Below are 6,911 nucleotides of genomic sequence, written 5' to 3'. Positions count from 1 at the left end.
GGGGAGGGGGGGGAGGCGGGGGAGTCGGGGGTTGTGGGTGTGGGTGTCACGAGGGGACTCGTTCGCTGGCGACCCGGCGGCGGAAGACCCAGTACGACCAGAGCTGGTAGACGATCACGCCGGGCAGGATCAGGACCCCGGCCACGGTGATGATCTTCAGGGCTTCGGGGCCGGCGGCGGCCGACTCGCGGGTCAGCGACCACGCCGGGTCCAGAGTGCTGCGCAGGACCACGTCACCGTGCACGGTGAAGATCGCAACGACGGTGGCGGCCACGGCCACCACGACGGCGCCGAAAGCGGTCGCCTCCCGGGCACGGCGCGCCTGCAGTCCGGCGACGAACACGATCGCCGCGGCGGCGAGAGCCATGCTGTTGCCCGTACTCACGCCGAGGACGAGAAGGGCGACCGCGCCGAACGTGCCGGTGTGGCGGGCCAGGTCGCGGGCCCGGCGGCGGACCGGGCCGGTGGTGCGCAGGGAGAGGAAGGTCGCGCCCAGCAGGATCGCCGCGAGCAGCGCGGCGAGCGCGCCGAGCCCGGCGGCGGGGGAGAACAGCGGGCCGAGGCTGCGGCTCAGGCCGGTGCCCGCGACCTCACCGTCGGCGCGCAGGGCCAGACCGTCGACCAGGACGCCGAGGATCGCGCCCCAGAGCAGCACGATGCCGCCGGAACTCCAGGCCAGCAGGTGGTCGCTGCGGCGGCGCCAGGACGGCGCGTCGTGCTTGCCGCGGAACTCCAGGGCGACGCCGCGGACCGCCAGCAGCAGCAGGACACCGACCAGCGGCAGGTAGAGGGCGGACATCCACGCGGCGTACCAGTCGGGGAAGGCGGCGAAGGTGACGCCGACCGCGGCGACCAGCCACACCTCGTTGCCGTCCCAGAACGGGCCGACCGTACGGATGACGGCTCCGCGCTCGTGCTCGTCGCGGCCGAGGATCGGGGTGAGGATACCGACGCCGAAGTCGAAGCCCTCCAGGACGAAGTAGAGCACCCAGGCGAGGACGAGGACCGCGAACCAGAACGTGATCATGCTGGGTGCTCCTAGTAGGCGGGGGCCGGCTCGGGATCCGCGTCCGTGGTCTTCTCGGGTTCGCGGAGCGGTTTGCGGGACAGGTGCACGACCAGGCGGATCCAGGCGATCGCGAGCAGACCGTAGACCAGGGTGAACCCGGCCAGCGAGGCGATCACCTCGGCACTGGTCAGGCCGGGGGAGATGCCCTCGGCGGTGGTGGAGATGCCGAACGCGAGCCAGGGCTGGCGGGCCGTCTCGGTGAAGATCCAGCCGAAGGTGTTGGCGGCGGCCGGCAGCATCGGGGCGAGCAGGACGAGCTTCATGAACCAGCGGGGTGTTCCGGTGCCGGGCTGCAGGAGTGCCGGCATCATCGGGATCCGCTTGGTGAAGCCGGCGTTCTTCCACAGGTAGAAGGCGGCGAACGCCATCGCGGCGATGCCCGCGCCCATCATCAGGCGGAACGTCCAGAACGCCACCGGGATCATCGGGACGTAACTGCCGGGGCCGTACTCCGCGACGTACTGCGCCTGCAGGTCGTCGATGCCCTGGACGGTCCCGCCGAACGAGCCGGTACCCAGGAACGACAGCAGGTACGGCACCTCGATGCTGAAGAACGGCCGGTCGTGGCCCAGCTCGCCGATCGCCAGGACGGAGAACGGCGCGCCGGTGGTGGTCTCGTAGAGCGCCTCGGCGGCGGCCATCTTCATCGGCTGCACGGCGGTCATCACCTTGCCCAGGTGGTCGCCGCTGATCGCGGTGCCGAGTCCGCCGAGCAGGGTGGTCCACGCGCCGATCCGGCCGAGGGTGGTGAACGCCGGGTCGGCGTGGGCCCGCCACATGCCGATCGCCAGGAGCACCCCGCCGCCGGCCATCGCCGCGCCGGCCATCGTGTGCGGGAACGCGGCCAGTACGACCTCGTTGGTCATCAGTTCGGCGAAGCTGGTCAGGTGGGCGCGCCCGGTCTCGGGATCCAGGGCGTACGCGATCGGGTTCTGCATGAACGAGTTCGCGGCCAGGATGATGTACGCGGAGAGCAGGGTGCCGACGGCGACGACCACGATGGTGGCGGCGTGCACCCTACGGGGGAGCCGCTCCCAGCCGAAGTACCAGAGGGCGAGGAACGTCGCCTCGAGGAAGAAGGCGAGCATGCCCTCGATGGCGAGTGTGGGGCCGAACACATCACCGTAGAACCGGGCGAAGGCGCTCCAGCCCAAGCCGAACTGGAATTCCTGCACAAGACCGGTCACCACGCCGACTGCGAACGTGACAATCAGCAACTTTCCCACAAACTTCGTGAGATGTAAGTATTTATCGTTGTTTGTTCGCATCCAGGCGATTTGCAGACCGGCCGCCGTGACCGCTAGACAGATCGACAGCGGCACGAACAGGTAGTGATAGATCGTCACCACGGCGAACTGCAGCCGGGTCAAGTCGAGCACGTCCATGGATCAGGCCCACCCCTCTACGACGCTTCGTAGTAGATACTACGACGTGTAGTACGACGCGGTGACGTAGACTGCCCCACATGGGTATGGGCGACCTCGAACGGGAGGTCATGACGAAGCTGTGGGACGCGCCCGCACCGCTGACCGTGCGACAGGTGCACGACCTGCTCAGCCGCGACCGTGACCTGGCCTACACCACCGTCATGACGGTCCTCGACCGGCTGGCGAAGAAGGGTCTCGTCCTGCAGCAACGCTCCGACCGCGCCTACCGGTACGCCCCCGCGCAGACCCGCGAGGAGATGACCGCCGGCGTGATGCTCGACGCCCTGAGTTCCACCCCCGACCGGGACGCCGCCCTGGCGTACTTCGTCGGGCAGCTCCCACCGGACGCCCTGGCCGCGGCGATCGAAGCAGCCCGCTCCACGACCCGGTCGTGACCGCGCTGGCGCTCGGTGCGCTCGGCCTGGCCCTGTCGCTGATCGCACCCGGCATCCTCGCCCACGCCCGCTGGCCCGACCGGTCACCGGTCGCCGGCGTGCTGCTCTGGCAGGCACTGACCCTGACCGCCGTCCTCTGCGCGCTCGGCGTGGTGCTCGCCGCCCCGGAGGAGCTGTCCCGGGCGGCCGGCGCCCGGCACCCGGAGACGGTGGTGGCCCTCGGATTCTCGCTGGCGGTCGCGGCCCTCATCGTGATCCGGCTGCTGATCTCCCTGGTCCGGGTGAGCTACCGCGCCCGGGCCCGGCGTGCGCGGCACCGGATGCTCGTCGACCTGCTCGACCGGGCCGAGCAGCGCCGCACCTTCAGCGGCGCCGAGGTGCGCGTGCTGGACGGCGCGCTGCCCCTGGCGTACTGCGTGCCCGGACGGTCGCCGCGCGTCGTGCTCAGCGGGGCCGTGCTGCAGGTCCTGGACCCGGAACAGGTCGACGCCGTGCTGGCCCACGAACGGGCCCACCTGCGGCACCGGCATGAACTCGTGATGGAGTCGTTCACCGCGTTCTACCAGGCGGTCCCGGCACCACTGCGCAGCCGGGCGTCGCTTGACGCCGTACACCTGCTGCTGGAGATGGTGGCGGACGACGCCGCACGCCGCCGCACCGGGCCGGAACCGCTGCGGGCCGCGTTGTCCCGGCTCGCCCACCCGGCGCCCCTCGGTGAGGCGGCGCCCGCCGACCCGGCCGCCGAGACGCGGCGGAGGCTCGATCGGATGGCCGGCCCGGCACGCTCGTCGCGGCCCCTCACCGTGCTCGCCACGGCCGCCGCGATCGGCCTGCTGGTGTTACCGACCGTAGTGCTCGTGGTGCCCTGGCTGGCGCGGGCCCTCGACGCATGGCCATTTCGGTAACCCTCGGTATTACTGCAGGTGCGCAGGGTTTCCGGTACGATGCGCGCTTCATTTGCCCGCATGATCCGAGTACGGTTGTCCCCGGTTCGGCAGTCCCCCATCGTCCAACCGGCCGATCTGACGGACCACCGCCTAATCGCCCTCGTGCGAGCCGGGAACCCAGGTTCATGGGGTGAAGCCGCGGAAACGCGGCCGGGCGTGCTTCCCGCTCGAACCCGTCAGCTAACCCGGTCGGCGGCTGAGTAGGAAGAAAGGACAACACACCCACGTGAAGCGGATAGGCGCGCGTCGCGTCGGTTTTCTGCGCATCGTGCTCTGTGCCGTCGCGGCGGCCGGAGTTGTTGTCACGGGCCCGGCAGCCGCCCACGCGGCACCCAACCCCTCGAAGATCGAAGATCAGATCGACGAGCAGTGGAACAAGCTGGAGCCCGTCATCGAGGAGTACAACGACGTGCACAGCAAGCTCAAAGAGCTGAAGAAACAGCAGAAAGAGCTTGCCGCGACCCTCGCGCCGTTGCAGAAGAAGGTCGATGCCGCCATGGTGCAGGTCCGTGGCCTGGCGGTGGACGCCTACATCCAGGGGCCACCCAGCGCGATGAACGCGATGCTGGTGACCGGTTCGCCGACCGGCCTGGTAGACAAGCTGACACTCCTCGACCAGATCGCCTCCCGGCAGGAGGCGTCCATCACCGAAGTGGCGAAACTGCGGGACAAGTACGCCGCCGACAAGGCTGACGTCGACAAGATGGCAGCCGAGATCGCCGTCCGGGACAAGGACCTCTCGGCCAAGAAGACGACGATCGAGGCGAAGGTCGAGGAGCTCCAGGACCTCCGGATCGAAGCCTACGGCAGCGCCACGGTCTCGAAGAGCGGACTCAAGATCGGTCCGTGCCCGGTCGACTACACCAACGACCGGGGAGGTCGCGCGGCCCAGAAGGCGTGCGACCTGATCGGCAAACCCTACGTCTTCGGCGCGGAAGGCCCGAGCAGCTACGACTGCTCCGGCCTGACGAAAGAGGCGTGGGGATCGGTCGGCGTCAGTCTCTACCACTACACGAAGACCCAGTGGAGCACCACGAAGTCGGTCAGCCGCAGCGAACTGCAGCCGGGTGACCTGATCTTCTACGGCTCCGATCTGCACCACGTCTCCATCTATGTGGGCGGCGGCATGATGGTGCACGCCCCGCACACGGGCGACTACGTGCGGATGGCGAAGATCGAAAGTCCGGGTTCGATCGCCGGATACCGGCGGCCGGCCTGATCGGCTCCTGTTCCGCTGTTCTCCGGAAGGCCGCTCACACTTCGGTGTGGGCGGCCTTCCACCTTCTCTCCCCTCCGGGCCGGCCTTCTCGGGGGTACGGCCTGAGCCCGTACCGTTGCCATCCGGTGTTTCAGGTCTCAACCCGGCGTCGAGCGAGCGCGGCCCCGGCTTGCCGTGAGCAGGCCGGCCACCGGCGCGGGCATAATCGCCTGTCATGAGCGATGCCTTGATCAATAGCCTCGCCGCGGCGGTGCAGGCCCAGCCGGACGACCTGCCACTGCGGTTGCACCTGGCCGAGATGCTGGTGGCCGCGGGCCGTGGCGCCGAGGCGATCGGGCACGTCGCGCAGGCCCTGGCCCAGGATCCCGCGAACGTCGGAGCACAGCAGTTGATGGCCCGGGCACTGGGCAACCCCGTCCCGCCGTCGCCTCCCGTGCCGACAGCCCCTTCCGCTCCGTCCTCCGCGCCTGCATCCCCTCCCGAGACTGCATCCCCCTCCGCGCCTGCATCTCCTTCCGAGACCGCATCTCCTTCCGAGACCGCATCTCCTTCCGGGCCCGGTGGTCCGATTCCGCCGTCAGGTATCGACTGGGCGGCGATGGAACAGCAGTTCGGCGATGTGGTTCCGCCGCGTTTCTCCCGGCCGGAAGGCTCGTCGTCCGGCGATGGCGTCGACCCGGTCCGCGGCCACGCCGACCGTTCCTTCGACGTGGAACGCTCCGGCGTCACCCTCGCCGACGTCGGCGGCATGGCCGACGTCAAGAAGCGTCTCGAGGTGTCGTTCCTCGGCCCGCTGCGGAACCCGAAACTGCGGACCCTGTTCGGTAAGAGCCTGCGCGGTGGTCTGCTGCTCTACGGCCCGCCCGGCTGCGGCAAGACGTTCCTGGCACGCGCGGTGGCAGGCGAGATGGGCGCCTCGTTCATTTCGCTGAGCATCACCGACGTACTGAACATGTGGATCGGCAGTTCGGAACGCAACCTCCACGACCTGTTCGAATCGGCGCGCGGCCACGCCCCGTGCGTACTGTTCCTGGACGAGATCGACGCCCTCGGGCACAAACGCAGCCAGTTGCAGTCGTCCATGCGTACCGTGGTGAATCAGCTCCTCACCGAACTCGACGGCGTGGACGGCGGCAACGACGGTGTGTTCGTCCTGGCCGCGACGAACGCACCATGGGACGTGGACGCGGCCCTGCGCCGCCCCGGCCGCCTGGACCGCACCGTGCTGGTGCTGCCGCCGGACGGCCCCGCCCGCGCCGCGATCCTGGAGTACCACCTCCGGGACCGCCCGGTGGCCGGCATCGACCTCGACGCGGTGGCCGCCGCCACCGACCACTACTCGGGCGCGGACCTGGCCCACCTGTGCGAGACCGCCGCCGAGTACGCCATGCGCGACTCCATCGCCACCGGCGAAGTCCGCATGATCAGCCAGGCGGACATGCTGGCCGCAGCCCGCGAGGTCCGCCCGTCCACGGACAGCTGGTTCGCCACCGCCCGCAACGTGGCCATGTTCGCCAACGAGAGCGGCGAATACGACGACCTGGCCGCCTACTTGAAGAAGCGCAAAATCCGTTGACCCGCTTGAAGAAGCGCAAAATCCGTTGACCCGGCCCGGTGCCCACCAATGCGGCCCGAGCCAGGCGCCACCGTCACCGCCGGCCCGGCAGCCGAGCCGCCCCAGCAGACGCCGGCGCACACCGGACTAGCCACATTCGCAGTCAGGGTCCGCCTGCGTGGTGACTTCGGGCGCGCAGGGCGCCCGTATTCACCACATCCCCATCGGTGTGGTGACTTGGGGCGTCCAGCGCGCCCGTATTCACCACATCCCCATCGGTGTGGTGACTTGGGGCGTCC

The 6,911-nt window shown here is 69.5% G+C and carries 6 protein-coding genes and 1 riboswitch; of the genes, 4 read left to right on the top strand and 2 right to left on the bottom strand.

Annotation, left to right across the window (positions count from 1 at the left end; all coding sequences use genetic code 11):
* Positions 1-46: 46 nt before the first annotated feature.
* Together cydB and WH85_RS45585 are read right to left on the bottom strand one after the other, a co-directional pair.
* The gene (gene cydB, locus WH85_RS45590) at positions 47-1,027 is read right to left on the bottom strand and encodes a cytochrome d ubiquinol oxidase subunit II (protein ID WP_045748473.1); all 981 of its coding nucleotides are present in this window, start codon (positions 1,025-1,027) and stop codon (positions 47-49) included.
* Positions 1,028-1,038: 11 nt separating this feature from the next.
* The gene (locus WH85_RS45585) at positions 1,039-2,454 is read right to left on the bottom strand and encodes a cytochrome ubiquinol oxidase subunit I (protein WP_045748472.1); all 1,416 of its coding nucleotides are present in this window, start codon (positions 2,452-2,454) and stop codon (positions 1,039-1,041) included.
* A gap of 80 nt (positions 2,455-2,534) precedes the next feature.
* Between WH85_RS45585 and WH85_RS45580 the strand changes: the two genes are divergently transcribed.
* The 4 genes from WH85_RS45580 (at position 2,535) to WH85_RS45565 (ending at position 6,633) form a co-directional block, all read left to right on the top strand.
* A complete protein-coding gene (locus tag WH85_RS45580) occupies positions 2,535-2,891 on the top strand; it encodes a BlaI/MecI/CopY family transcriptional regulator (protein WP_045748471.1) in 357 nt (118 codons plus the stop codon).
* Complete coding sequence (locus WH85_RS45575; protein WP_045748470.1) at positions 2,888-3,796, top strand: M56 family metallopeptidase; 909 nt, start codon at positions 2,888-2,890, stop codon at positions 3,794-3,796. Before WH85_RS45580 ends, WH85_RS45575 begins: the two co-directional genes overlap by 4 nt.
* A gap of 119 nt (positions 3,797-3,915) precedes the next feature.
* A riboswitch (cyclic di-AMP (ydaO/yuaA leader) is annotated at positions 3,916-4,048 on the top strand.
* 16 nt (positions 4,049-4,064) lie between these two features.
* Positions 4,065-5,057: a C40 family peptidase gene (locus WH85_RS45570; RefSeq protein WP_052721318.1), complete on the top strand. Its 993-nt coding sequence runs from the start codon at positions 4,065-4,067 to the stop codon at positions 5,055-5,057.
* A gap of 214 nt (positions 5,058-5,271) precedes the next feature.
* Positions 5,272-6,633 carry an AAA family ATPase gene (locus tag WH85_RS45565; RefSeq protein ID WP_045748469.1) on the top strand — a complete coding sequence of 454 codons (1,362 nt, stop codon included), beginning with the start codon at positions 5,272-5,274 and terminating at the stop codon, positions 6,631-6,633.
* Positions 6,634-6,911 lie beyond the last annotated feature (278 nt).

Source organism: Actinoplanes rectilineatus, assembly GCF_000962825.1.
Lineage (GTDB): Bacteria > Actinomycetota > Actinomycetes > Mycobacteriales > Micromonosporaceae > Actinoplanes > Actinoplanes rectilineatus.
This window is presented reverse-complemented; position numbering and strand designations above follow the sequence as displayed.